Here is a 22423-nt window from a genome sequence, read left to right on the forward strand (position 1 = left end):
ATTGCATAAATTTCCCTCCGTTCGGTGATACTTAATTTGAAATTAGCTCCCGGCAGGAGGGAAAAGACTTGACAAGAAATAAAGTTGAGATTTGCGGAGTTGACACATCAAAGCTTCCTGTTTTAAAAAATCCAGAGATGCGCATTCTTTTTGATAAGATGCATAAGGGTGACCCTGATGCACGCGAAACTTTGGTTAATGGAAACCTCAGGCTCGTTCTGAGTGTAATTCAGAGATTCAACAACCGCGGAGAGCATGTTGATGATTTATTTCAAGTTGGTTGTATTGGACTTATGAAGTCGATCGACAATTTTGATTTAGGTCAGAATGTTAAGTTTTCTACCTATGCAGTGCCAATGATTATTGGTGAAATTCGCCGATATCTGAGAGACAATAACCCGATTCGAGTTTCGAGAAGCTTGAGGGATATCGCTTATAAAGCACTGCAAGTTCGTGACCAGCTTATGAACAAATTATCTCGGGAACCAACAGCACAACAAATTGCAGAAGCACTTGATGTTCCAAAAGAAGAAGTAGTATTTGCGCTTGATGCTATCCAAGATCCGGTATCGCTTTTTGAACCGATCTATAACGATGGTGGAGATCCAATATTCGTAATGGACCAAATCAGTGATGATAAGGCGAAGGATATGCAATGGATCGAAGAAATCGCGTTAAAGGAAGGAATGCGGCGCTTGAACGACAGAGAAAAAATGATTCTTACTATGCGTTTCTTCCAAGGGAAAACACAAATGGAAGTAGCAGATGAGATTGGAATCTCTCAAGCGCAAGTTTCAAGGCTTGAAAAAGCAGCAATCTCACAAATGAATAAAAATATTCAAAGCAGCTAAAACCCGTTTTATACGGGTTTTTATTTTTGTCCATAAACATGAAACAGCTTTGTCCTTCATATAATGGAAAAGAAAGGCGGGGGATTAGAGGATGAATAAAATATCAGATTTTCAAGTGAAGGATGTCGTTAACGTAGCAAACGGAAAAAAGCTCGGTCATATAGCAGATCTTGAAATCAATCTAAATACAGGTAAGATAGATGCGATCATCATCCCTGGAGCGGGTAAGATGCTTGGTTTTTTCGCAAGAGAAAATGACATTGTGATACCGTGGCGAAATATCGTAAAAATTGGTGCGGATGTTATATTGGTTAGGCATATGGAAGCAAGCGAACTAAATGAATACGTTAAAGAACCGTTTGATCAAATGAAATAAACGGTTCTTTTTTTCTTTCTCACCAAAAAATGTGTTAAAATAAAGATAAAACTTTCCAGGAGGAGTACATACATATGAACACATTTAAACAATCTGGAAAGCATCTTGAACTCGTTGAATGGCAAGAACAAAATCCTAAAATTGTTGCAGGTTTTACAACGCGTGAAGGTGGGAATAGTTCAGAGCCTTTTTATTCAATGAACATGGGGTTTCATGTAGATGATAATCCAGAAATCGTTCGAAAAAATCGAAAAAAGTTTGCAGAGTTAATCGGATTCCCTATTGAAAACTGGGTAAGTTCAAAACAAGTTCATGGTGCTAAGGTCGTAAAAGTATCCATGAATACTTGTGGTCACGGTTCCTTAGATTTTGAAACGGCTATACCAGATTCAGATGCTCTGTACACTTCAGATGAAGATATTCTTTTAACCTCTCTTTATGCTGATTGTGTTCCACTTTATTTTTATGAGCCTAATGAACAGTTAGTAGGTCTTGCACATGCTGGCTGGAAAGGAACAGTCGCAAAAATCGGACCAGAAATGGTTAAGATTTGGGTTGAGAAAGAGAATGTAGATGTTAAAACCATTCAAGTTGCCATCGGACCGTCCATTGGAGAATGCTGTTATGAAGTAGATGATCGAGTAATAAATGAAGTGAAAGCAGCTTTAAATGGAACAGACGACTGTCAAATCTATAAGAAAAATGATAACGGAAAATTTCAGCTGAATTTAAAGAAATTAAATGAATCATTACTCATGCATGCTGGTGTGCTTCAGGAAAACATAATTATTTCTGAGCAATGTACAAGTTGTGAGAATGATATCTTTTTTTCACACCGTAAAGATAAAGGCAAAACAGGAAGAATGATGAGTTATATAGGCATGAAAGGAGATTTATCTGGCTTTGGGAATCGTTGAAAATAGAAATCATATTATGAATGACATTCAAACTGCCTGCGAGAAAAAAAACAGATCTCCAAAGGGCGTTAATTTAATCGCTGTAACGAAATATGTTAGTAACGACACGACGAAAGAGGCTGTTTTAGCAGGTGTTGAACATATCGGAGAAAACAGAGTCGAAGGACTTCTGACAAAAAAAGAATTCCTAAATGACCTATCTGTTAAATGGCACTTTATCGGTACTCTGCAAACAAGGAAAGTAAAAGATATTATAGAACATGTTGATTACATTCATTCACTAGATCGATTGAGTTTAGCGAAAGAGATACAAAAACGAGCAGATAGGCCCATTTCATGTTTTGTACAAGTAAATATTGCTGAAGAAGACTCTAAACATGGACTTGCAGTAAACGATGTGCTTCCTTTTGTCGATAAACTAAGAGACTACGATCGTATTAAAGTTGCTGGTCTGATGACTATGGCACCATTTACGGATGATGAAGCTTTAATTAGGAAGGTTTTTTCTACATTGAAGCAGCTTCAATTGGAGATACAGGAAAAGGAAATGCCGCACGCTCCTTGCACTGAGTTATCAATGGGAATGTCAAATGATTATTTAATTGCTGTTGAAGAAGGAGCCACTTTTATTCGTATTGGGACGAGCTTAGTAGGTAAAGAATTTTAGGAGGTGGAATAAATGGGAATTAAAACAAAATTCAAACGCTTTTTTGATCTTGAGGATGATTATGAGTATGATAACGAGTACGAAGATGAGTCAGTAGCTGAAGAAGAAGAGATTACACCTTCTCATACGAAAAAAGGAAAGCCGAACGTTGTAAGTCTTCAAAGCATTCAGCAGCAGGTTAAAGTTGTACTAGTAGAGCCTCGCGTATATGCAGAAGCTCAAGACATCGCTGATCAATTAAAAAATCGAAGAGCGGTTGTTATGAATTTACAAAGAATTCCGCATGATCAAGCAAAACGCATCGTAGACTTTTTATCAGGAACTGTTTATGCAATTGGTGGAGATATTCAAAAGCTAGGACCAAATACATTCTTGTGCACACCAGAAAATGTGGATGTATCCGGTACGATTTCAGAAATGATGGACGAAGATTAAATTAGGCAGGTGAAGATTATTGAACATGATTTATGCAGTTGAAGATGTAGTACTAACCCTTATTCAAATCTACTATTACATGATAATCGGATACATACTTTTATCTTGGTTTCCCAATGCTCGTGAGTCATCGATTGGGCAAGTTATTGCAAGACTTGTAGAGCCTTATTTATCTCCATTCCGTAAGATTATTCCTCCGCTTGGCATGATCGATCTTTCGCCAATCGTAGCTCTAATGGCACTGCACTTTGCCCGTTTTGGAGTAAGTGCAATTGCTAATATGTTAGCTCGATCGATATAAGGTTGTTATGAGTATTTACCAGCACTATAGACCAGAAGAACATGAGTTTGTTGATCGTGTATTGAATTGGAAGTCAGAAGTGACTGAACGATACAGCCCGAAGCTGACTGAATTTCTAGATCCACGTGAACAGGAAATTATAAAAACGATCGTTGGTAATGATACGGATGTACGCCTCTCTTTATGGGGAGGCTCTTCTTTTTCTGAACGAAAACGTGCGATTTTGTATCCAGATTATTTGGAAGCTAAAACGCAAGACTTTCAATTGGTTTGTTATGATATCGATTATCCTTCAAAGTTTTCTTCAATTGAACATAGAGACGTATTAGGTGCGCTAATGAACATCGGAGTGAAACGGGGAAAGTATGGAGATATTTTAATCTCTGGTGACAACGTTCAGTTTATATGTGCTGCCGAGATCGCAGGATTTATTGAGTTGAATTTAACGAAGATAGGAAGAACGGGTGTAAAGCTGCTTCCTATAGAAGAAAACCAGTTAATTGAAGCGAAAACCGAATACGACGAAAGAAATGGTACGGTATCATCACTTCGTCTTGATGTTATCGTAGCTGAAATCTATAACTTGTCTCGTGCAAAAGCTTCTCCATTCATTCAACAGGGCCGTGTGAAATTGAACCATAAAGTTACTGAACAAGTGGCAGCTGAAGTGATGGAAGGGGACGAACTTTCAGTAAGAGGGCTAGGCAGAAGCAAGCTGATTGCAATAGAAGGAACGACTAAAAAGGAAAAATGGCGTATTCGCTACGGAATACTAAAATAATTTCCAGCTAAAGAAGGAATGCAAGAAATTTTGTCGAAATTAGGTAAAAAATAATGCATCTATGGAGGTGGCCGTTGTGCCTTTAACACCATTGGATATCCACAACAAGGAATTCACAAGAGGTTTCAGAGGGTATAGTGAAGATGAGGTAAATGACTTTTTAGATCAAGTCATTAAAGATTATGAAGCAGTGATTCGTGAAAAGAAAGAATTAGAGGAAACGGTTGCAAACCTTGAAGAAAAAATTTCATATTTTAAAAATATTGAAGAAACACTAAATAAGTCGATCCTAATTGCTCAAGAAACAGGCGAAGAAGTAAAACGAACAGCGACAAAAGAAGCGCGTTTAATTGTTAAAGAGGCAGAAAAGAACGCTGATCGAATCATCAATGAATCACTGTCTAAATCTAGAAAGATCTCAATGGAGATCGATGAACTGAAAAAGCAGTCTTCCGTTTATCGTACGCGATTCAGAATGCTGATTGAAGCACAGCTTGAAATGTTGAAGAATGATGACTGGGATTCTTTAAATGCTCCTGAAAATCTTGAGAGTTACGAACTTCAGGAAGTAAAGACGGAAGCTTGACATTCAATTAAAAAATCGCATATACTTTTCTAAGATTAATATGTGACGAAGACGGGGACAGTAAAATACTTTCTTTCTATTTAAGCGAACTGGGAAACGGTGTGAGCCCAGTATAGTGAAGTATTTGAAAATCACCCCTGAGTTCTTGGACTGAAATAGTTGAGAGTAAGTTCAAGCGCCTCATCCACGCTACGGATGACTAAGCGGGTTTTATGACTTCATCATAAACCTATTAGGGTGGTACCGCGGGTTAACCTTCTCGTCCCTACTGTTCATACAGTGGGGATGAGAAGGTTTTTTGTTTTCCGTGCGATTACCAAAAGACCAAGTCATCTGTCACGTTTTATCGTAATGAAGGAGGAAAGATTATGAATTATAAAGACACGCTATTAATGCCAAAAACAGAGTTTCCGATGCGTGGAAATCTTCCGCAAAGAGAACCTGTCGTTCAAGAAAAATGGAAAGAACTAAACATTTATGAAATGGTGCTTGAAAATACGAAGGATTTGCCGCCATTTATCTTGCATGACGGACCTCCGTATGCCAACGGCGATATCCACATCGGGCATGCTGAAAACAAAATCCTAAAAGATATCATTGTTCGTTTCAAATCGATGACAGGTCATTATGCTCCTTATGTACCTGGCTGGGATACACACGGATTGCCGATTGAAACGGCACTTACAAAAAGCGGGAAAGTTAAACGCAAAGAGCTTACTGTCGCAGAATTTCGCAAGCTTTGTGAAGAATATGCTCTTAAACAAGTGGATCATCAGCGTGAACAGTTCAAACGCCTAGGTGTTCGCGGGGACTGGGAAAACCCTTATATCACACTTGATAAAGGCTATGAAGCAAGACAGATTGAAGTATTCGGCGAGATGGCGAAGAGAGACTTGATCTATAAGGGGCTAAAGCCTGTTTATTGGTCACCATCATCAGAGTCCGCTTTGGCAGAGGCGGAAATTGAATATCAAGATAAGCGTTCAGCTTCTATCTATGTAGCTTTTGATGTGAAAGATGGCAAAGGGGTTCTTGATACAGATGAAAAACTTGTTATCTGGACAACAACGCCATGGACGATTCCAGCAAACCTAGGAATCTCTGTTCACCCTGAGTTAGATTACGTTTCTGTTCAAACAGAGAATGGTAAATACGTTGTTGCTGAAGCTCTTTTAGAATCTCTTACAAAAGAATTCGAATGGGAACAGGCTGAAGTTGTTAAGCGTTTCAAAGGTGCTGAAATCGAAAATGTAGTAGCTAGCCACCCATTGTATGGACGTGATTCTCTCGTTATGCTTGGTGAACACGTTACAACGGACGCAGGAACAGGCTGTGTTCACACCGCTCCCGGACACGGGGAAGATGACTTCTTAGTCGGTAAGCGCTACGGTCTTGAAGTGTTATGCCCTGTTGATGACAGAGGTGTAATGACAAAAGAAGCTCCTGGGTTCGAAGGTCTCTTTTATGATGAAGCAAATAAACCGATCACCGAACAACTACAAGAAAAAGGTGCATTGTTAAAGCTTTCGTTTATCACTCACTCCTATCCACATGACTGGAGAACAAAAAAGCCGGTAATATTCCGTGCAACTGCACAGTGGTTTGCATCTATTAAAGGAATCCGTGAAGATATGCTGCGAGCGATTGAAGAGGTAAACTGGGTTCCTACATGGGGTGAGACGCGTCTTCACAATATGATCAAAGACCGTGAAGATTGGTGTATCTCCCGTCAACGAGCATGGGGTGTACCAATCCCTGTATTCTATGGTGAGGACGGAGAAGCAATCCTTACTGAAGAAACGATTGCTCATGTCGTAGAATTGTTTAGAGAGCATGGTTCTAACGTTTGGTTTGAAAGAGATGCTAAAGATTTGCTCCCTGAAGGGTTTACATCTCCTCATAGTCCGAATGGTCGTTTCTCAAAAGAAACAGATATTATGGATGTATGGTTTGATTCAGGAACATCACACTGGGGTGTTCTTGAAGAGAGAGAAAACTTAGTTCGTCCTGCAGATCTCTATCTTGAAGGGTCTGACCAATACCGCGGATGGTTTAACTCATCGCTTTCAACATCCGTTGCAATCACAGGGAAAGCGCCATATAAAGCAGTTCTAAGCCATGGATTCGTTTTAGATGGTGAAGGACGCAAGATGAGTAAATCAATCGGAAATACGCTTGACCCTATCAAGGTTATGAAGCAGCTTGGAGCAGACATCATTCGTCTATGGGTATCTTCTGTAGACTATCAATCAGATGTGCGTGTATCCGATGATATTTTAAAACAAGTTGCAGAAGTATACCGTAAGATCAGAAATACACTTCGTTTCTTATTGGGTAACCTTCATGGCTTCGATCCTAAACAACATTCTGTTGCATTTGAAGAAATGCCGGATCTTGAAAAATACATGATGGTAAAGCTTGACAAAGTTGTAGCTAAAGTGAAGAAAGCGTATGAAGAGTATCAGTTTATCACGGTATACAATACCATCCATAATTTCTGTACGATCGAGTTAAGCTCTTTCTATTTGGATATGGCAAAAGATACACTCTATATTCAAGCTGAGGATGATCATAAACGCAGAAGTATCCAAACGGTGCTTTATGAAACATTAATGGCACTAACAAAGCTTTCTGCCCCAGTCCTTTCTCACACAGCTGACGAAGTATGGGAGTACATTCCTGGTGCTGAAGAAGCAAGTGTTCAGTTAACAACAATGCCAGAAGTGAAAAACTATCAAGGTACAGAACAGCTTGAAAAAGACTGGGATGTATTCATGGATGTGCGTGATGAAGTGTTAAAAGCTTTGGAAGAAGCGAGAAGCCAAAAAACGATTGGTAAATCATTAACTGCTTCAATCACTCTTTATCCGACCGATACTTTAAAACCTTGGCTTGAGTCAGTAGAAGACTTGAATAAGCTCTTTATCGTTTCTAAAGCAGAAGTTGGAGGAGTGAAAGCTGAAGCTCCTGAATCGGCAGGGCAGTATGAACATGTTGCTGTTTCTGTAACTTCAGCGGAAGGTGAAACTTGTGAGCGATGCTGGGTTGTTTCTGAAGATGTAGGTAAGAATGAGAGCCATCCTACTCTTTGTGCAAGCTGTGCAGATATAGTTGAAAAGCATTACGCATAAAATTTCTTATTTAATTAATTGGTGCTTTTTTGAAAGTGGTTGATTTGCGTTTCAGATGCTCGCTTTCCGCGGGGCAGGCGGTGAGCCACATTTGTACGTTTCACGTATAAGTGTCTCACCTGCCGGCTTGTCCTAGCCGAGAGTCTCGCATCTTACACTCCAATCAACTTGCCAGTGAAGCGAATGAACAAAACATTTACAAGCAAAAATTCTTCTATAAAACAACCAATAAGAAAAACAATCCCGCACTTTGCGGGATTTTTTCTTGTGATGGAGTACTTCGTTAGTGACTTGCACAAATTAAATTGTAGAACGTCCGATGGCTGTGCTACAATTCATAAAGACATTAATTTCTGTATCGGAGGAGTTCTATTGTTTTATTATCTTGTAGCTTTGTTAATCTTGATAATCGATCAGGCGACAAAGTGGGTAATTGTAAAGAAAATGGAGTATGGCGAGTCTATTTCAGTTATTGATCAAGTTTTCTACATAACCTCTCACCGAAACAGGGGAGCAGCATTCGGTATCCTGCAAGATCAGCGATCCTTTTTTATCCTTATTACGGTCATAGTTGTTGGGGCAGTGATTTACTACCTGCAGAAGCACGCGCATGATACTTTGCTTAAAACAGCTCTTGCACTTGTATTAGGAGGAGCAGTTGGAAACTTTATCGATCGTTTACTTCGCGGAGAAGTAGTTGATTTTCTAAATGTTTATATAGGAAGTTATGATTTCCCGATATTTAATGTTGCTGACAGTGCGCTTGTTGTAGGCGTAGGTCTTATTTTTATACAAAGTTTTATGGAAAGCAAAAAGAAGGAGACAGAAAATGAATAAATTCGAGTATACGGTAACTCCTGAACAAGCAGGAAACCGTATTGATAAGGTTTTGTCTGAAGTTCAGGACGATTGGTCCCGTTCGCAAATTCAAAGCTGGATCAAAGACAAAATTGTGTTATTAAAAGACAGTCCTGTAAAATCTAACTACAAATGTGCAGCTGGTGACGTTATTGAAATTGATATACCGGAACCAGAAGTGCTTGATGTTGTTCCTGAAGAGATGAATCTCGATATCGTATATGAAGATTCAGATGTTCTTGTAGTAAATAAACCGCGCGGCATGGTTGTTCACCCAGCTCCAGGGCATTACAGCGGAACACTCGTTAACGGTCTTATGGCTCATTGTAAGGACCTTTCTGGAATTAATGGTGTATTGCGTCCTGGGATCGTCCACCGTATTGATAAAGATACGTCAGGACTGCTTATGGTCGCAAAGAATGACATGGCTCATGAGTCTCTTGTTAACCAGCTTAAAGCGAAAACAACAACTCGTGTTTATAAAGCTATTGTTCATGGCGTTATGCAGCATGATCAAGGCACGATCGATGCTCCAATCGGAAGAGATAAAAGTGATCGTCAGAAAATGACAGTTACTGATGAAAATAGCCGTGACGCTGTAACGCATTTTAATGTCATAAAACGATTTGCAAATTATACGTTTGTTGAGTGTCAATTAGAAACGGGAAGAACACACCAAATCCGTGTCCACATGAAATATATTGGATTTCCTCTAGCAGGTGACCCGAAGTATGGTCCTTCAAAGACGCTTACCATTGATGGCCAGGCACTTCATGCAGAAACCCTTGGTTTTGATCATCCGAGAACAGGCGAATATATGGAATTTAAACGTGAAATTCCAGCTGACATGAATGAGCTATTAGATCTTTTAGAGAAAAGAAGTTGACAATCATCTAGGAGTTTGTCATAATCAATGTAACTTAATAGTCCTTTAACTTTAGTCCCGTGAGGCTGAGAAGGAAACGTTATTCATGAGAATCCATCAGGGATTACTCTATCCTCTCGTCATGCGTGACGAGAGGATTTTTTTTTTTGAAATAAGGTTAAAGGCAGCAAGTTTTAATAGGGAGGGTAAATTATGTCAAAGACAGTTTTAATGGATGACCAAGCAATTAGAAGAGCACTGACTCGAATCGCGCACGAAATCATTGAGCGAAATAAAGGAGTCAAAGACATCGTATTAGCTGGCATAAAGACCCGTGGAGAATTTCTTGCAAAACGCCTTGCTGAGCGTATCGAACAGATCGAAGGGAACGCTGTGTCAGTCGGTGTAATTGATATCACATTATACAGAGACGACCTCAAGATCAAAACGGATGATTCTGAACCTGAAGTGAAAGGAACAGATATTCCGGTCGAAGTTTCGGACAAAAAGATTATCTTAGTCGATGATGTTCTATATACAGGAAGAACCGTTAGAGCGGGTATGGATGCCATCATGGATCTTGGACGAGCATCGAATATACAGCTCGCAGTCCTTATCGACAGAGGTCATAGAGAACTGCCGATAAGAGCTGATTATGTAGGAAAGAATGTTCCGACATCAAGCGAAGAAATCATTTCAGCTTCTTTAATAGAAGTTGATGGCTTTGATGAAGTATCAATCTCTACAAACAAATAATGTCCCTTTAAATTCAGTCCAGAGAGGCTGGCAAGGGAGGTATAAATTACATGTTCACTAAATTAAAAGTGAAACATGTATGCCTCCACGGCCTCTTTTGCTAAAAGCAGAAGAGGTCTTTTCATTAGATTCACAAAATAGGAGGTTTAATTACAAATGGAAAACAACACAAAAGCAATATTAGATGTAAATGAAAAACCATCACCGGTTCAATGGCTTACACTGAGCTTACAGCACTTATTCGCAATGTTCGGCGCAACGGTATTAGTACCGTTTCTCGTTGGACTGCACCCTGGAGTTGCGCTTGTATCAAGCGGACTTGCAACCATCGCATACCTTTTAGTAACAAAAGGACAGATACCAGCCTACCTTGGATCAAGCTTTGCTTTTATTACCCCAATCTTGACTGTTAAAGCTTTTGGCGGTCCTGAGGCTGCAATGTTAGGAAGCTTTCTAGCGGGATTAGTATATGGGGTAGTTGCCCTACTAATTAAAGGTTTTGGGTTCAAGTGGCTGATGAGAGTATTACCACCAGTTGTGGTTGGACCAGTAATCATTGTTATCGGATTAGGGTTAGCGAACGTAGCAGTAGGTATGGCGATGAACGATCCGGAAACACAGAAGTATAGCTTAAACCACTTTACGGTGGCGCTCTTTACACTAGGAATAACAATCATTTGCTCCATTTTTTTCAGAGGGATTTTAGGAATTATACCAATCTTGATCGGAATCATCGCAGGTTTTAGCTTTGCCTACTTTAGAGGTATCGTAGATTTTACGAAAGTGGCAGAAGCAAAATGGATTCAAGCACCAGACTTCTTTGTTCCTTTTGTAAACTACACTCCAGACTTTTCTTGGAGTATCGCGATGATCATGATGCCTGTTGCTGCGGTTACCATTGCAGAACACATCGGACATCAGCTCGTCTTATCAAAAGTAGTTGGCCGAAACTTTATCGAAAAACCAGGCCTTCATCGCTCGATTCTAGGAGACGGAATGGGAGTGGTTATCGGTTCGATAATCGGAGGACCTCCTGTAACCACTTACGGTGAAAACATCGGAGTGTTAGCTATCACTCGAGTTTACTCAGTTTTCGTAATCGGGGGAGCTGCTATAACGGCCATTTTGTTCGGATTCTCTGGTAAAGTAACAGCACTAATCAGTACGATACCAACAGCGGTAATGGGTGGAGTTTCCATTCTCTTATTCGGAATCATTGCTTCGTCTGGACTAAGAATGCTTGTGGATAACAATATAGACTTTGGAAACAAAAGAAACTTGATTATCTCATCTGTTATCTTAGTAACGGGAATCGGCGGTGCAGCCCTCAAGATTAATGCAAACTTTGAGATCGCTGGAATGGCATTAGCAACACTGATCGGAATTGTCTTAAACTTGGTGCTGCCAGGTAAAGAAAACGATAAAGATCTAATGAACAAAATGTTTAAAACAGATGGTAGCGACACAGCTGCATAATACACCTTTTAAATAAGTACGAGAGACTTAAAAGGGTGACGACTTAAGAGGAACGATTGTCTTCTTCTGTTAAGAGCACCCTGAAAAAACTTTCAGGGTGCTATTTTTATGTCAAAAGGAGAGTTTTAGATGAATCATTTGCTGTCTATGAACGAATTGTCTATCGAGGACATTCAATACATCTTAAACAAAGCAGAAGAATTTAAAAGCGGAAAGCAAGATAAAATCTTCAACAATAAGTTGATCGCGAATTTATTTTTTGAGCCAAGTACAAGAACAAGGTTCAGCTTTGAAGCTGCAGAGCACAGACTTGGCATGAACCCTTTAAACGTGGAAGTTAACGGATCTTCCGTTCAAAAAGGAGAGACGCTTTACGACACGTTAAGAACACTAGAGGAAATCGGAGTAGAGGCATTTGTTATCAGGCATCCTGAAGACCGCTATTTCGATGGCTTAGCTGAAAAAATAAATGTTCCAATCATCAACGCCGGAGATGGCTGCGGAAATCATCCTACTCAATCTCTTTTAGATGTACTAACGATTCAACAAGAGTTTATTGTCTTACAAGGATTAACAGTCGTAATTGTAGGAGATATCCTGCACAGCCGAGTTGCACGATCAAATGCAGAGGTACTTCGAAAAATGGGAGCTAGAGTGTTGTTCTCAGGACCTGAAGAATGGTTTGTTGATGAGTGGAAAGAGGACTTTATACCGATGGATGAAGCAGTAGAAGCGGCTGACGCGTTGATGATGCTCAGAATACAGCATGAAAGACATAGCAATTCCATGCTTTTAACCAAAGAGGATTATCATCAGCAATATGGACTGACAATTGAAAGAGAAAAGAGAATGAAGCCTCACAGCATAATCATGCACCCTGCCCCAGTTAATAGAGGGGTTGAAATCGCAGATGAGCTTGTAGAGTGTGAACGTTCTAGAATCTTTAAACAAGTTCAGAACGGGGTCTTTATCCGAATGGCTGTTTTAAAATGGGCTTTAACAACGAATCAGGAGGCGGTAGATCATGGGTTACTTATTAAAAAACGCTAACATTTTAGATGGAAACAACAACTTTATCCATACTGATATTTTAATCGAGAATAACGTGATTCAAAAAATCGAAAAAGACATCCCTGCAGATGAGCACCAAGTCTTAGAAGTAGATGGAAAACTTGTAACGCCAGGATTTGTAGATCTTCACGTTCACTTAAGAGAGCCTGGCGGTGAACATAAAGAAACGATAGAAACAGGAACGAAAGCAGCTGTAAAAGGTGGCTATACGACTCTTGCAGCAATGCCTAACACACGCCCTGTTCCAGACAGTGCAGAGACGTTAGAACTTGTACAGCAAAAGATTAAGGATACAGCGAGCTGCAGAGTATTGCCTTACGCTTCTATAACAACAAGACAAATCGGCAGCGAACTAACAGATTTTGAAACGCTTATAAAAGGAGGAGCCTTTGCTTTTACGGATGATGGAGTCGGCGTGCAGTCAGCTGGGATGATGCTAAAGGCGATGAAAGAGGCGAGCAGGCTTGGAGCGGTAATCGTGGCACATTGTGAAGACAATACACTCCTTCCTAAAGGAGGCGCATTTCATGAAGGTGAATTTACAAAAAAAGAAGGTTTGCCAGGAATTCCTTCAGTAAGTGAATCTGTTCACATCGCACGTGATGTACTGCTCGCTGAAGCAGCAGATGCCAGATACCATGTTTGTCATGTGAGTACGAAAGAATCTGTTCGCGTTATAAAAGATGCAAAATGCGCTGGTATAAAAGTAACTGCAGAAGTAACACCTCACCACTTAATTTTAAGTGACAAAGACATAAGAGCTAACGATACACATTACAAGATGAATCCGCCGCTTAGAAGTGAAGCTGATCGTGAAGCGTTAATCCAAGGATTAAAAGAAGGCACGCTAGACTTCATCGCAACAGATCATGCGCCGCATAGTGCTGAAGAGAAAAATCAGAATGTGGAACTTGCACCTTTTGGAATTGTAGGTCTCGAAACAGCATTCCCCCTTCTTTACACAGAGCTTGTCGTAAAGAAGAAGCTATTCACACTGCAGGAGCTGGTGGATAACATGACGAAAAAGCCGGCAGAAAGCTTTGATCTGCCTTATGGATCACTTAAAGAAGGTGCAGTAGCAGACATAACAATCGTTGATTTAGAAAAAGAAGAAGTCATCAACGCTGGTGAGTTCGTATCAAAAGGGAAGAATACACCATTTGACGGATGGAACTGCAAAGGATGGCCAGTTGCAACCATATTTGATGGAAAGCTTGTTTATCACAGAGAGGAGAGCTTAGTATGAAACGCTACTTAATATTAGAGGATGGAACAATTTTTAACGGACTGGCATTTGGTTCACAGCGTGAATCAAGTGGAGAGGTTGTATTTACAACAAGTATGACAGGTTATCAGGAAGTTATGACAGATCCATCGTATTGTGATCAGATCATATGCTTTACGTACCCGTTAGTAGGCAACTACGGAATCAACCGATCTGATTATGAGTCGATTCATCCAGCTACAAGCGGAATCATTGTAAACGAACATGCGGAGTTCCCTAATCACCATGAAGGCATGCAGTCATTAAGCAGCTGGCTGACGGCGAAAGACATTCCTGGACTGTACGGAATTGATACGCGCAAGTTAACGAGAAAGATACGTCAATTCGGGACATTAAAAGGAAAAATGACGAATTCCATTGAAAATGCTGAAGAGATCATTAATGAATTAAACAGATCAGGATTAACGACTGATCAAGTAAGTAAAGTATCGACAAAGTCTCCTTATCACCTGCCAAACAGCGGATATCGAGTTGTAGTAGTAGACTTTGGTGTAAAAAGCGGAATGCTTAGAGAGCTTTCTAGACGTTTATGTGATGTAATCGTTGTCCCTTACAACACTACGGCAGCTGAAATTATCCGCCTGCAGCCAGACGGTGTTTTACTCAGCAATGGCCCTGGAGATCCAAAAGATGTACACACAGGGATTACAATGATTCAAGAGCTGTTAAAAAACAATGTTCCAATCTTAGGAATCTGCCTGGGGCATCAGCTTCTAGCTCTAGCTTCAGGAGCTGATACAGAAAAGCTTAAATTCGGTCATAGAGGATCGAATCACCCTGTAAAAGATCTTGCAACAGGCAAGATCGCACTAACTTCTCAAAACCATGGATACGCGGTAAACGAAAGTTCATTGTTAAATACAGATTTAGTGCTTACACATCAAGCGGTAAACGATGGGACAGTGGAAGGTTTGAAGCATAAATTTAAACCAGCTTTTTCTATTCAATATCACCCAGAGGCGTCACCAGGACCTCAAGATTCAAATCCGATCTTTGATGAGTTCATGAACATGATAAAAACAACTAAGAAAGAAGGTTTGATGCAATATGCCTAAACGACAAGACATCCGAAAAATTCTAGTGATTGGTTCTGGACCAATCGTAATTGGACAAGCAGCAGAATTTGACTATGCAGGTACACAAGCTTGCCAAGCTTTAAAAGAAGAAGGATATGAAGTTGTACTTGTTAACTCAAACCCAGCAACCATCATGACAGATCCTAACATGGCAGATAAGGTGTACATCGAACCTTTAACACTTGAGTTTGTTTCTCGAATTATCCGTCAAGAGCGTCCTGATGGACTTCTTGCTACACTTGGTGGTCAAACAGGACTTAACATGGCAGTAGAACTGTTTAACTCAGGCATTCTTGAAGAATACAACGTAGAACTATTAGGAACAAAGCTTCCCTCCATCCAGCAAGCAGAAGATCGTGACTTGTTCAGAAATTTAATGAGAGAGTTGAATGAGCCAGTACCTGAGAGTGCAATCGTTCACAACATGGAAGAAGCAAGAGCATTTGTTGAAGAAAATGGCTATCCAGTGATCATTCGTCCTGCCTTTACACTCGGAGGAACAGGCGGAGGTATCGTAACAAACGAGGAAGAATTTTTAGAAATTACACCATCTGGTCTGCATGCAAGCCCTGTTGGACAAGTACTGATCGAGAAAAGCATCGCAGGCTTTAAAGAAGTCGAATATGAAGTAATGAGAGACAAGAATGATACAGCCATCGTTGTATGTAACATGGAAAACATTGATCCTGTCGGTATTCATACAGGTGATTCAATCGTAGTAGCTCCGAGTCAGACACTGACAGATCGGGACTACCAGCTTTTACGAAATGCATCATTAAGAATTATTAGAGCGTTAAAAATTGAGGGAGGCTGTAACGTACAGCTTGCTCTAGACCCAGAAAGCTCACAATATTATGTGATTGAAGTAAATCCGCGTGTCAGCCGTTCATCAGCACTTGCTTCAAAAGCGACAGGTTATCCGATCGCGAAACTAGCGGCGAAGATTGCAGTAGGCTACACACTCGATGAGATTAAAAATCCCGTAACAGGAACAACGTATGCTTGTTTTGAACCTGCTCTTGACTATATTGTTTCAAAGATACCTAGATGGCCGTTTGACAAGTTTGAAGGCGCGAACCGTAAGCTCGGCACTCAGATGAAAGCAACAGGAGAGGTTATGGCAATCGGACGCAACTTTGAAGAATCACTTTTAAAAGCAGTGAGGTCACTCGAAATATCTGCTTTCCATCTAGATGTAAAAGAAAAAAATCTAACAAAATCAGAAGTTGAAGAAAAGATCCTGCGAGCAGATGATGAAAGACTTTTCTATATCGCAGAAGCATTCAGAATGGGCATTACAGTGGAAGAAATTCATGAGTGGACAAAGATTGATCTGTTCTTCTTAGAAAAGTTATACGGAATCATCTTACTAGAGAAACGAGTTAAAGAGCGTAAAAAAGATGCGGTGATCTTAAAGAAAGCAAAAGAAAAAGGATTCAGCGACCGCTGGATTGCAGAAGCTTGGGAGATGGATGAATACGAGCTTTACCAATTCAGACTGAACGAAGAAATTAAACCTGTGTTCAAGATGGTAGATACGTGTGCGGCTGAGTTCGAATCCGCGACACCTTACTACTACGGAACTTACGGTGAGGAAGATGAATCAATCATTACCGAAAAGAAGAGTGTTGTAGTACTTGGTTCAGGACCGATCAGAATCGGACAAGGAATTGAATTCGACTACGCTACTGTTCATACCGTTTGGGCGATTCAAGAAGCAGGATATGAAGCAATCATCATTAACAATAATCCTGAAACCGTATCTACAGATTTTAGTATGTCAGATAAGCTTTATTTTGAACCACTGACGGTAGAAGACGTTATGCATGTTATTGAACACGAAAAGCCTGAAGGAGTTATTGTTCAGTTTGGAGGACAAACTGCCATCAATCTTTCTGAAGAACTTGAAAGAAGAGGAATTAAGATTCTTGGAACATCGTTAGACAGCATGGATTTAGCAGAAGACAGAGAGCGTTTTGAAAAAGTGATGCAGCAGCTTAACATTCCGCAGCCAGCAGGAAAAACAGCATTCTCTGTAACAGATGCTGTAACGATCGCAAATTCAATCGGCTACCCTGTTCTTGTTCGCCCGTCTTATGTATTAGGTGGAAGAGCGATGGAGATCGTGTACCAAGAAAGCGAACTTCTTCAATATATGGAGAACGCAGCGAGAGTAAATCCGGATCACCCTGTATTGGTTGACAGATACCTTGAAGGTAAAGAGATTGAAGTCGATGCGATCTCAGATGGAAAAGATGTGTTCATCCCTGGAATGATGGAGCATATTGAACGCGCGGGTGTTCACTCAGGTGACTCAATCGCGGTATATCCTCCGCAAACATTGCCTGAAAATATCAAACAAAAGATTATCGACAGAACCATCTCGATCGCAAAAGGATTAAAGATCATTGGATTGTTGAACATACAGTTTGTTTGGCACAAAGAGGAAGTATATGTACTTGAAGTGAATCCGCGCTCAAGCCGAACAGTGCCGTTCCTAAGCAAGATAACAGGTGTTCCGATGGCAAACGTTGCTACAAAAGTTATTTTAGGTGACAGCTTAGAAAGTCAAGGCTATCATACAGGCTACCAGAAGGAAGCGGATGAAGTTTCTGTAAAAGTACCAGTGTTCTCATTTGCTAAACTGCGCCGAGTAGATACGTATTTAGGACCTGAGATGAAATCAACTGGGGAAGTAATGGGAAGAGATAAGAATCTTCAAAAAGCCCTTTACAAAGGACTTATCGCATCTGGCATGAAGATTCCTAAATATGGAGCAGTACTCTTTACTGTAGCAGATAAAGATAAAGAAGAAGCGCTTCATATGGTGAAGAGATTCTACGAGATCGGCTACACAATCATGGCGACTGAAGGAACAGCAGGCATTATTGAAAAAGAAGGCATCCCAGTTGAAGTTGTAGGCAAGATTGGTGCTGAAGGAAGAAACATGCTAGAAGTGATCCGAAAAGGCGAAGCACAATTTGTTGTTAACACACTGACTAAAGGAAAGCTGCCAGCTAGAGACGGATTCCGAATTCGAAGAGAATGTGCCGAAAACGGAGTAGTGTGTCTGACAAACCTGGATACTTCTGTTGCTCTATTAGAAGTACTAGAGTCCATTTCGTTCTCAGCGCATGCCCTGTCTTCTTTCACTAAAAAAGAAAAGGTGCTCGTATGATGAAACATTTGTTAAAGGTTACGTCGAATACGGAGATAGCTCGAAATATATTTGAAATGAAATTGACTGGCCCTGGTGTAGGAAATATGACTTCACCTGGTCAGTTTCTCCATGTCAGTATTGGAAATCATACTTCTAAACTATTGCGCCGTCCTTTATCGATCTGTGATGTAGATCTTGAAAGAGAAGAAGTAACTTTGTTATATCGAGCGCAAGGTGATGGTACGAAGCAGCTTAGCGAAAAACAAAACGGTGAACTAGTAGATGTTCTTGGTCCGCTTGGTAACGGCTTTAACATGGATGAAGTTGATATAAAAAGAAGTGCTCTCCTTGTCGGTGGAGGAATTGGTGTACCCCCGCTTTACTACCTTGGAAAACAGCTTAAAAATACTGGAGTACAAGTCACGTTCATCTTGGGCTATCAATCACTTGAAGATAGCTTTTATATTGATAAGTTTAAAGAAATTGGTGAAACGATCGTAACGACCGCAGATGGTTCTTTTGGTATAAAAGGATTTGTTACAGATGCGATGGAACAAAGCTTGAAAGAGGAGCCTGTTATCTATTCTGTTGGCCCAGCAGTAATGCTAAAAGCTGTTGAAGAAAAAGCAGACAGCTTAGACGGCTATCTTTCTTTAGAAGAAAGAATGGGCTGCGGGATCGGAGCGTGTTTTGCGTGTGTATGTCCGACCGAAACAAGAAAATCAGGTTACGTAAAAATTTGCAGCGACGGACCGGTCTTTAAAATGGGGGAGGTTGTTTTATGAGTCGGCTAAGTGTTTCATTGCCAGGATTAAATATGAAGAACCCCATTCTGCCTGCGTCAGGTTGTTTTGGTTTCGGAAAAGAATATTCAAAATGGTATGACTTAAGCCTTCTTGGCGGTATTACGATTAAAGCGGCTACGCTTGAGGGTCGTTTCGGAAACCCAACCCCTCGAGTAGCGGAAACGGAAAGCGGCATGCTAAATGCCATTGGTCTACAAAATCCAGGAGTTGCAAACATTATCGAAAATGAACTTCCTGCGCTGAAGCCATACAACATTCCAATCTTAGCTAATATTGCAGGATCAACAGAAGAGGAATATATCGAAGTTACACGACAAATTTCCGCTTCACCTCTCGTATCAGCGGTTGAGTTAAATATATCCTGCCCGAATGTAAAAGAGGGTGGCATACAGTTCGGAACACATTATAAATCAGCTGCTGACTTAACACGAAAAGTAAAAGAAGCATCACAAAAACCTGTGTACGTTAAACTTTCACCGAATGTATCAAACATCGTGGAGATGGCACAAGCGGTGGAAGAAGCAGGTGCAGACGGTCTTTCGATGATCAATACACTTGTTGGAATGAAACTGGACTGGAGAACGGGAAATCCGATCTTGGCGAACAAAACTGGCGGTTTATCTGGTCCAGCGATCAAACCAGTAGCGATTCGTATGATCTATGAAGTCAGTCAAAAAGTATCACTTCCGATTATCGGTATGGGCGGTGTGAGTACTGCTGAAGATGTACTTGAAATGATGTCAGCTGGAGCTTCTGCTGTAGCGGTAGGTACCGCGAACTTTGTGAATCCTTATATATGCCCTGAAATTATCGACAGTCTTCCCGCATTATTGGACGAGATCGGTGTTGAAAATATAAGCGAAATGACTGGAAGGAGTTTTAGAAAATGGAAAACCCCGTTATCATCGCGTTAGATTTTGAAAATGCAAAAAAAACAAAAGCATTTTTAGCCAGTTTTGAAGGTCGGTCTCCATATGTAAAAGTGGGCATGGAGCTTTTTTATGCAGAAGGTGCTTCCTTTGTCAGCTGGCTGAAAGAACGAAACTTTCGTGTTTTCCTAGATTTAAAGCTTCATGATATTCCGACGACTGTCCATAAAGCTATGAAAGTTCTAGGTGGACTGAACATTGATATGGTTAATGTTCATGCTGCTGGCGGATTTGCTATGATGAAAGCCGCTAAGGACGGACTGATTGCAGCAGGTGCTCATCAGACGAAATTAATTGCTGTCACACAACTGACGAGTACAACAGAAAAAGTGTTGAAAGAAGAGTTGTTGATTAAGGATCACAATTTGAATGATTGCGTATCACACTATGCAAAACTTGCAAAGCATGCAGGTCTTGATGGCGTCGTTTGCTCGGTACAAGAAGCTTCTTCTATAAAGAATGTTTGCGGAGAAGATTTTCTTACGGTAACTCCTGGAATCAGACTTTCTGGTTCTGAGACGCATGATCAAGCAAGAATAGCAACACCAGCAGAAGCAGCAATGAAGAAATCAGATTATATGGTTGTCGGTCGGAGCATCACAGGAGCTGAAGAACCAGTGAGCATATATAACGAAATTTTCAATGAATGGAGAGAAAGCTATGAAAACAACCGTTTCCAAACACTTGCTTAATATTGAAGCCGTAACACTATCACCAGAAAATCCCTACACGTGGTCTTCAGGTTTAAAGTCTCCCATTTATTGCGATAACCGTCTAATTATCGCGTACCCGGAAATTCGTAAACAAGTTGCTGAAGAACTTGCAGCGTTAATTCAGAATCATTACGGGGAAGCCGATTTAATCGCAGGAACTGCAACAGCTGGTATCCCGCATGCTGCATTTGTAGCTGAACAGATGAATCTGCCGATGTGCTACGTACGATCAAGCGCAAAAGCTCATGGAAAAGCGAAACAAATCGAGGGTTTAACAGAAAAAAGCAAAAAGGCAGTTGTTGTTGAAGATCTGATTTCTACAGGAAAAAGCTCCATTCAATCTGTTCTTGCACTTCGTGAAGCGGGTATTGAAGTGTTAGGTGTTGTAGCCATCTTTAGCTACGGATTGAAAAAAGCAGATGACGCACTTGGTGAACGAGATATTCCTTTTCAAACGGTTACAAACTTTAGTACATTAATAGAGGAAGCACAAGAAAGCGGTAAGATTAGTGAACAGGGGCTTTCTTTATTAAAAGAATGGCAACAAGACCCAGAGCATTGGGGAGCTGCCTCTTTTTCCAAATAGTATTCTAAGGAGAGACTACGATTTTGAGAAAAATGAACGGTGAAGAATTTGACGAGCTTGTTTCTTTTTTTGATGCTATGGCGCGTACAACATGGCTGAAAGAAGTACATGATACATTAAAAGAAACAACAGGGTCATGGGTGGATAAAGAAGTCCTGGATGTAGGTTGTGGAACCGGCAGGCTTTTGCTCAGAGGAGCAGAAGAAGCGAAAAGGTTAGTAGGAGTGGATTTATCATCTGAGATGGTGAAGGCGAGTATTCAACAATTTTTTTACCATGAATTAAGTAGTAAAAGTGAATTTTTAGTTGCAGACGCAGAAAATTTGCCATTTAAAGATGAAGAATTTGATTTAGCATTATCCACTTGTGTGATGTTCTTATTGCCAGATCCTCGTAAGGGAATACGAGAGGTTCATCGTACACTTAAGCATGATGGTATGATTGCGATGTTGAACCCTACTGAAAAGATGAGTCAGGAGACCGCTCTTTCTTTCGGGAAGGAACATGGAATCTCGGGCTTTGAGAGAACGGCTTTATTAAAATGGTCAAATGTCAGTACGAGAAGACATCGTTATACAGAGAATGAAATGACAGGATTGCTTCAAGATCTTCATTTTAGGGAGATCAAACATCAAGAAGTTCTAGGCGGGCTTGCGCTTATTACTACAGCAAAAAAAGAGCAGAACAGCTAATCATGCTGTTCTGCTTTTTTTCAGTTCTAATTTAGAATATGTTGCTATAGATAAGCTTGTTCATTCGCTTCATTATTAGAGTGAAAGGTGGCGAGACTCCTCGAA

The 22423-nt window shown here is 40.4% G+C and carries 22 protein-coding genes and 1 other annotated feature; all 22 genes read left to right on the forward strand.

Annotated features, from left to right (window positions below):
* Positions 1-68: 68 nt before the first annotated feature.
* The 22 genes from sigG (at position 69) to AWM68_RS09790 (ending at position 22318) form a co-directional block, all read left to right on the forward strand.
* Positions 69-851, forward strand: a complete 783-nt coding sequence (gene sigG / locus AWM68_RS09685) for an RNA polymerase sporulation sigma factor SigG (RefSeq protein WP_066240567.1) — start codon at positions 69-71, stop codon at positions 849-851.
* Between the two features lie 91 nt (positions 852-942).
* Positions 943-1227 (forward strand): YlmC/YmxH family sporulation protein, encoded by a 285-nt coding sequence (locus tag AWM68_RS09690; protein ID WP_066240570.1) that lies wholly within the window; start codon positions 943-945, stop codon positions 1225-1227.
* Positions 1228-1301: 74 nt separating this feature from the next.
* Entirely contained in the window at positions 1302-2144 is an 843-nt protein-coding gene (gene pgeF / locus AWM68_RS09695; RefSeq protein WP_066240573.1) for a peptidoglycan editing factor PgeF, read from the forward strand.
* Complete coding sequence (locus AWM68_RS09700; protein ID WP_082820660.1) at positions 2131-2811, forward strand: YggS family pyridoxal phosphate-dependent enzyme; 681 nt, start codon at positions 2131-2133, stop codon at positions 2809-2811. Before pgeF ends, AWM68_RS09700 begins: the two co-directional genes overlap by 14 nt.
* A 12-nt stretch (positions 2812-2823) precedes the next feature.
* Positions 2824-3246 (forward strand): cell division protein SepF, encoded by a 423-nt coding sequence (locus AWM68_RS09705; protein WP_066240575.1) that lies wholly within the window; start codon positions 2824-2826, stop codon positions 3244-3246.
* A gap of 25 nt (positions 3247-3271) precedes the next feature.
* Positions 3272-3547: a YggT family protein gene (locus AWM68_RS09710; RefSeq protein WP_066242415.1), complete on the forward strand. Its 276-nt coding sequence runs from the start codon at positions 3272-3274 to the stop codon at positions 3545-3547.
* Between the two features lie 7 nt (positions 3548-3554).
* Positions 3555-4328, forward strand: coding sequence for an RNA-binding protein (locus AWM68_RS09715; RefSeq protein WP_066240579.1), 774 nt, complete (start codon positions 3555-3557; stop codon positions 4326-4328).
* 76 nt (positions 4329-4404) lie between these two features.
* Complete coding sequence (locus AWM68_RS09720; RefSeq protein ID WP_066240582.1) at positions 4405-4914, forward strand: DivIVA domain-containing protein; 510 nt, start codon at positions 4405-4407, stop codon at positions 4912-4914.
* 39 nt (positions 4915-4953) lie between these two features.
* Positions 4954-5184 (forward strand) — a binding site (T-box leader).
* Between the two features lie 98 nt (positions 5185-5282).
* A complete protein-coding gene (gene ileS / locus AWM68_RS09725) occupies positions 5283-8045 on the forward strand; it encodes an isoleucine--tRNA ligase (RefSeq protein WP_066240585.1) in 2763 nt (920 codons plus the stop codon).
* Between the two features lie 372 nt (positions 8046-8417).
* Entirely contained in the window at positions 8418-8882 is a 465-nt protein-coding gene (gene lspA / locus AWM68_RS09730; protein ID WP_066240586.1) for a signal peptidase II, read from the forward strand.
* On the forward strand, positions 8875-9789 hold the full coding sequence (locus AWM68_RS09735; RefSeq protein WP_066240589.1) for an RluA family pseudouridine synthase: 915 nt from the start codon (positions 8875-8877) through the stop codon (positions 9787-9789). Before lspA ends, AWM68_RS09735 begins: the two co-directional genes overlap by 8 nt.
* 192 nt (positions 9790-9981) lie before the next feature.
* Entirely contained in the window at positions 9982-10524 is a 543-nt protein-coding gene (gene pyrR / locus AWM68_RS09740; RefSeq protein ID WP_066240591.1) for a bifunctional pyr operon transcriptional regulator/uracil phosphoribosyltransferase PyrR, read from the forward strand.
* 156 nt (positions 10525-10680) lie between these two features.
* Positions 10681-12000 (forward strand): solute carrier family 23 protein, encoded by a 1320-nt coding sequence (locus AWM68_RS09745; protein WP_066240594.1) that lies wholly within the window; start codon positions 10681-10683, stop codon positions 11998-12000.
* A 129-nt stretch (positions 12001-12129) separates the two neighbouring features.
* Complete coding sequence (locus tag AWM68_RS09750) at positions 12130-13050, forward strand: aspartate carbamoyltransferase catalytic subunit (RefSeq protein WP_066240596.1); 921 nt, start codon at positions 12130-12132, stop codon at positions 13048-13050.
* A complete protein-coding gene (locus AWM68_RS09755) occupies positions 13025-14317 on the forward strand; it encodes a dihydroorotase (RefSeq protein ID WP_066240600.1) in 1293 nt (430 codons plus the stop codon). The genes AWM68_RS09750 and AWM68_RS09755 overlap by 26 nt, the downstream gene beginning before the upstream one ends.
* Complete coding sequence (locus AWM68_RS09760) at positions 14314-15411, forward strand: carbamoyl phosphate synthase small subunit (protein ID WP_066240603.1); 1098 nt, start codon at positions 14314-14316, stop codon at positions 15409-15411. Before AWM68_RS09755 ends, AWM68_RS09760 begins: the two co-directional genes overlap by 4 nt.
* A complete protein-coding gene (gene carB, locus AWM68_RS09765; protein ID WP_066240606.1) occupies positions 15404-18610 on the forward strand; it encodes a carbamoyl-phosphate synthase large subunit in 3207 nt (1068 codons plus the stop codon). Before AWM68_RS09760 ends, carB begins: the two co-directional genes overlap by 8 nt.
* Complete coding sequence (locus tag AWM68_RS09770; protein WP_066240609.1) at positions 18607-19377, forward strand: dihydroorotate dehydrogenase electron transfer subunit; 771 nt, start codon at positions 18607-18609, stop codon at positions 19375-19377. The genes carB and AWM68_RS09770 overlap by 4 nt, the downstream gene beginning before the upstream one ends.
* A complete protein-coding gene (locus AWM68_RS09775; RefSeq protein WP_066240611.1) occupies positions 19374-20312 on the forward strand; it encodes a dihydroorotate dehydrogenase in 939 nt (312 codons plus the stop codon). The genes AWM68_RS09770 and AWM68_RS09775 overlap by 4 nt, the downstream gene beginning before the upstream one ends.
* Positions 20285-21019, forward strand: a complete 735-nt coding sequence (gene pyrF, locus AWM68_RS09780) for an orotidine-5'-phosphate decarboxylase (RefSeq protein ID WP_066240615.1) — start codon at positions 20285-20287, stop codon at positions 21017-21019. The genes AWM68_RS09775 and pyrF overlap by 28 nt, the downstream gene beginning before the upstream one ends.
* Positions 20988-21626, forward strand: coding sequence for an orotate phosphoribosyltransferase (pyrE, locus tag AWM68_RS09785; RefSeq protein WP_066240617.1), 639 nt, complete (start codon positions 20988-20990; stop codon positions 21624-21626). Before pyrF ends, pyrE begins: the two co-directional genes overlap by 32 nt.
* Before the next feature lie 32 nt (positions 21627-21658).
* Positions 21659-22318, forward strand: a complete 660-nt coding sequence (locus AWM68_RS09790) for a class I SAM-dependent methyltransferase (protein WP_231868423.1) — start codon at positions 21659-21661, stop codon at positions 22316-22318.
* The last annotated feature ends 105 nt before the right edge of the window (positions 22319-22423 follow it).

The sequence above is a fragment of the Fictibacillus phosphorivorans genome (assembly GCF_001619875.1).
Taxonomy (GTDB): domain Bacteria; phylum Bacillota; class Bacilli; order Bacillales; family Fictibacillaceae; genus Fictibacillus; species Fictibacillus phosphorivorans_B.

Bases quoted from the DNA above. Each gene is read 5' to 3' on its own strand.
- AWM68_RS09690 (WP_066240570.1), top strand. From the start codon at position 943: ATGAATAAAATATCAGATTTTCAAGTGAAGGATGTCGTTAACGTAGCA.
- pgeF (WP_066240573.1), top strand. From the start codon at position 1,302: ATGAACACATTTAAACAATCTGGAAAGCATCTTGAACTCGTTGAATGG.
- AWM68_RS09705 (WP_066240575.1), top strand. From the start codon at position 2,824: ATGGGAATTAAAACAAAATTCAAACGCTTTTTTGATCTTGAGGATGAT.
- AWM68_RS09710 (WP_066242415.1), top strand. From the start codon at position 3,272: ATGATTTATGCAGTTGAAGATGTAGTACTAACCCTTATTCAAATCTAC.
- AWM68_RS09715 (WP_066240579.1), top strand. From the start codon at position 3,555: ATGAGTATTTACCAGCACTATAGACCAGAAGAACATGAGTTTGTTGAT.
- ileS (WP_066240585.1), top strand. From the start codon at position 5,283: ATGAATTATAAAGACACGCTATTAATGCCAAAAACAGAGTTTCCGATG.
- AWM68_RS09735 (WP_066240589.1), top strand. From the start codon at position 8,875: ATGAATAAATTCGAGTATACGGTAACTCCTGAACAAGCAGGAAACCGT.
- pyrR (WP_066240591.1), top strand. From the start codon at position 9,982: ATGTCAAAGACAGTTTTAATGGATGACCAAGCAATTAGAAGAGCACTG.
- AWM68_RS09745 (WP_066240594.1), top strand. From the start codon at position 10,681: ATGGAAAACAACACAAAAGCAATATTAGATGTAAATGAAAAACCATCA.
- AWM68_RS09750 (WP_066240596.1), top strand. From the start codon at position 12,130: ATGAATCATTTGCTGTCTATGAACGAATTGTCTATCGAGGACATTCAA.
- AWM68_RS09755 (WP_066240600.1), top strand. From the start codon at position 13,025: ATGGGTTACTTATTAAAAAACGCTAACATTTTAGATGGAAACAACAAC.
- AWM68_RS09760 (WP_066240603.1), top strand. From the start codon at position 14,314: ATGAAACGCTACTTAATATTAGAGGATGGAACAATTTTTAACGGACTG.
- carB (WP_066240606.1), top strand. From the start codon at position 15,404: ATGCCTAAACGACAAGACATCCGAAAAATTCTAGTGATTGGTTCTGGA.
- AWM68_RS09770 (WP_066240609.1), top strand. From the start codon at position 18,607: ATGATGAAACATTTGTTAAAGGTTACGTCGAATACGGAGATAGCTCGA.
- AWM68_RS09775 (WP_066240611.1), top strand. From the start codon at position 19,374: ATGAGTCGGCTAAGTGTTTCATTGCCAGGATTAAATATGAAGAACCCC.
- pyrF (WP_066240615.1), top strand. From the start codon at position 20,285: ATGGAAAACCCCGTTATCATCGCGTTAGATTTTGAAAATGCAAAAAAA.
- pyrE (WP_066240617.1), top strand. From the start codon at position 20,988: ATGAAAACAACCGTTTCCAAACACTTGCTTAATATTGAAGCCGTAACA.
- AWM68_RS09790 (WP_231868423.1), top strand. From the start codon at position 21,659: ATGAACGGTGAAGAATTTGACGAGCTTGTTTCTTTTTTTGATGCTATG.